Origin of the sequence: Fibrobacter sp. (genome assembly GCF_017545445.1) — a bacterium.
Classification (GTDB): domain Bacteria; phylum Fibrobacterota; class Fibrobacteria; order Fibrobacterales; family Fibrobacteraceae; genus Fibrobacter.
Window position 1 is genome coordinate 1 of record NZ_JAFWOM010000014.1, and the last position, 2,636, is coordinate 2,636.

At 50.5% G+C, this 2,636-nt stretch carries 4 protein-coding genes; 1 reads left to right on the forward strand and 3 read right to left on the reverse strand.

Features of this window, described 5'->3' with window-relative positions:
* Positions 1 to 327: MmcQ/YjbR family DNA-binding protein (locus tag IKG78_RS01735; protein ID WP_290938516.1), on the forward strand; the 327-nt coding region annotated here is incomplete at its 5' end.
* Positions 328 to 350: 23 nt separating this feature from the next.
* On the opposite strand, the gene IKG78_RS01740 is transcribed toward IKG78_RS01735, so the two are convergent.
* From IKG78_RS01740 to IKG78_RS01750, 3 genes are all read right to left on the reverse strand, one after another.
* The gene (locus tag IKG78_RS01740; RefSeq protein ID WP_014546385.1) at positions 351 to 962 is read right to left on the reverse strand and encodes a GNAT family N-acetyltransferase; all 612 of its coding nucleotides are present in this window, start codon (positions 960 to 962) and stop codon (positions 351 to 353) included.
* Positions 963 to 964: 2 nt separating this feature from the next.
* The gene (locus IKG78_RS01745) at positions 965 to 1,120 is read right to left on the reverse strand and encodes a hypothetical protein (RefSeq protein WP_173352310.1); all 156 of its coding nucleotides are present in this window, start codon (positions 1,118 to 1,120) and stop codon (positions 965 to 967) included.
* A gap of 173 nt (positions 1,121 to 1,293) precedes the next feature.
* Positions 1,294 to 2,499, reverse strand: coding sequence for an alpha/beta hydrolase (locus tag IKG78_RS01750; RefSeq protein ID WP_290938520.1), 1,206 nt, complete (start codon positions 2,497 to 2,499; stop codon positions 1,294 to 1,296).
* Between the last annotated feature and the right edge of the window lie 137 nt (positions 2,500 to 2,636).

Genomic DNA, 2,636 nt, shown 5'->3' on the forward strand with positions numbered 1-2,636 from the left:
TACGCGGAGCAAAAATACGGAGACAAGCCCGAATATCTGTGGGAACGGTTTCCGCAATTCGCCGCCATCCGTAAGCACGAAAACAAGAAATGGTATTGCCTATTGGGGACTGTCGAAAAATCAAAAGTTGGCCTCAAGGGCAACGAGATTATCGAAGTGGCGAACTTCAAGATAGTCCCGAAGGAATTGCCGGAACTCCTGAAAAAGCCCGGCTACCTCCCCGCATACCACATGAACAAGAAAAGCTGGGCAACGGTCATCCTTGACGGAACGGTGCCGCTAACAGAAATCAAGAAATTGCTGGATAAAAGCTATACGCTGGCGTGAGAAAGCGGCCCTAGTTCTAGTTTTTATTTAATATCAATCAAATCAAAATACATCAAACGTGTATGCAAAGGTTTTTCTCCCAGCATTTTCACGTTTATTCCAAGAGCCCTTGCTTCGTTAATTTCGGAACTATAAAGGAATTTGAAATTGTTTTTCTGATAGTAATGAATGACTTCCGGTTTATTGATTGCATCAACGATGATAAACCGGCAACCGGTCTTGTTTTCGTCGCTACGGAACCAAGCTTTGATGAAGTCCATTACTGCAGAGCCAAAACCTTGTTTGGCAAATTCAATATTCGTCCCCAGACGACCAACCAAAACTCCGGGATAGCGGCGAAGATTCTTCTCGCCATTCTCAGTGACATATTCAATCTTCGCCTTGTCTTCAGGAGCAAGTTGTTTGATTCGAATTGAATCGTTTGATATTGTAAATGCAGCAACGATGCTTTCGGGACGCTCTCTTAGACGAAAGACATAAGTCTTTCCCAAAAGTTTTTCACCGTATAGTCGAAAATCCTCTCTGAAAAATTCGTCAAGGTCTTCATTTCCGCATTTGAAGGGGTTGCAACTTTGCAGCAATTCCGAAGAAAGCCGAGCAAACGAGCATCGGTTCAAAAAATCGGCAAGGGTCATGTCTAGAAACCTTGTTCGCGGAGGAAATTCCTAACGAGCAGAATTTTATCTCCAAAATCCTGTTTACGCTCGTTCTTTTCGGCGTATTCGGCTTCCTTGAGAAAACGTTCAGCATCTTCCCCTTGAAGCGTCGGTATGGATCTTATTGCCACTGCCATAGGTTTATTCCTCCGCTTAAAAATAGGTTTTGAATGTCTAATTGTCAATATGACATTTACGCACATATCCTTAAAATAGCATTAAAAAATGGCAAAAAATGACAAAAAGCAACCAAGGTCACATTTGTGACCTTGGACAGCAGCAATAATCGTCGCGGTTAGATGGCTTTTGCTTACTTCAAGTTCGTCTTGAAGAATTCGTTCAGCTTTTCGAAGGGGATTTTTTCCAGGTTGTCGTAGAGGTCCACGTGGGAGGCTCCAGGGATGACGAGGAGTTCCTTGTTGCCGACGGTCTTGCTCCAGTTCTTGGTGGCGTCGAGTTTTGCGGGGACGTTCGCCTTCTTGCCGGTCATCTTTTCGAATGCGCCTTCGCCGAAGTAGCGGCTGTGGGCCTTTTCGCCGTGGATGATGAGCACCGGATTACGGATTTCGTCGGCGTATGCGAGGAGTTTCGTGTTCATGAGCGAGGTGCCTGCGGAGGCGGCCCAGCCCTTGTTGCTGTTGAGGGAGCGCTTGTGGTAGCCGCGCGGGGTCTTGTAGTAGGCGTAGTAATCCTTGACAAAGTAAGGAGCGTCGTCCGGGAGCGGGTCCACCACGCCGCCAGCCAGGTCGTAGGTGCCGTTCTTGAAGTCCTTGGTGCGCTGGGCCATCAGTGCCTTGCGGGCCTCGTTGCGGGCGTCGGCGTTGTTTGCGGAATCGAAGTAGCCGTTTGCGGATACGCGGCTCATGTCGTACATGGTCGAAGCGACGGTCGCCTTGACGCGGGTATCAATGCCGGCAGCGTTAATCGCCATGCCGCCCCAGCCGCAAATGCCGATGATGCCGATGCGTTCCGGGTCAACGTTGTCGCGGGTCGAGAGAAAATCTACGGATGCCATGAAGTCTTCGGTGTTGATGTCCGGGCTGTTCATGTAGCGCGGCTCGCCGCCCGATTCGCCGGTGAAACTCGGGTCGAATGCGATGGTCAGGAATCCGCGTTCCGCCATCTGCTGGGCGTAAAGGCCGCTGGACTGTTCCTTGACGGCACCGAACGGGCCAGAGACCGCGATCGCGGGAAACTTGCCGTTCACCTTGAGGCTCGTGTCCTTGGGCACGAACATGTCGGCGGCGAGTTCAATGACAAAATGGTTCTTGAAAGTGACCTTGGAATGTTCGACCTTGTCGCTTTTGGGGAATACCTTGTCCCAGTCGGCGGTGAGCGTGAGCTTGTTCATATTTTCGTCCTTTGTCTGTTGTGCTGCGGAGGCTGTTTCTGTTGCGGACTGCGCGGCCTGCGTGGCGGCCCCCTGCGCAGCATTGTTTTCTTTTTCAGGGCAGCATGCCATCAGGGTGCATGCGGAAACCACGGCGAGCGCCGCTTTTAAGAATTTGGATTTCATGAGTTATCTCCTTGTTGTTAAACTTTCTTTCCCATGGCGAACGCCTTTTTCAGGAGCGCGGAATTCTTCTGGACATCGCCTGCGCTTTCGGCACCCGTGGCACAGAGGGCGCCCTTGAGCTTCACGCCGTCGAAACA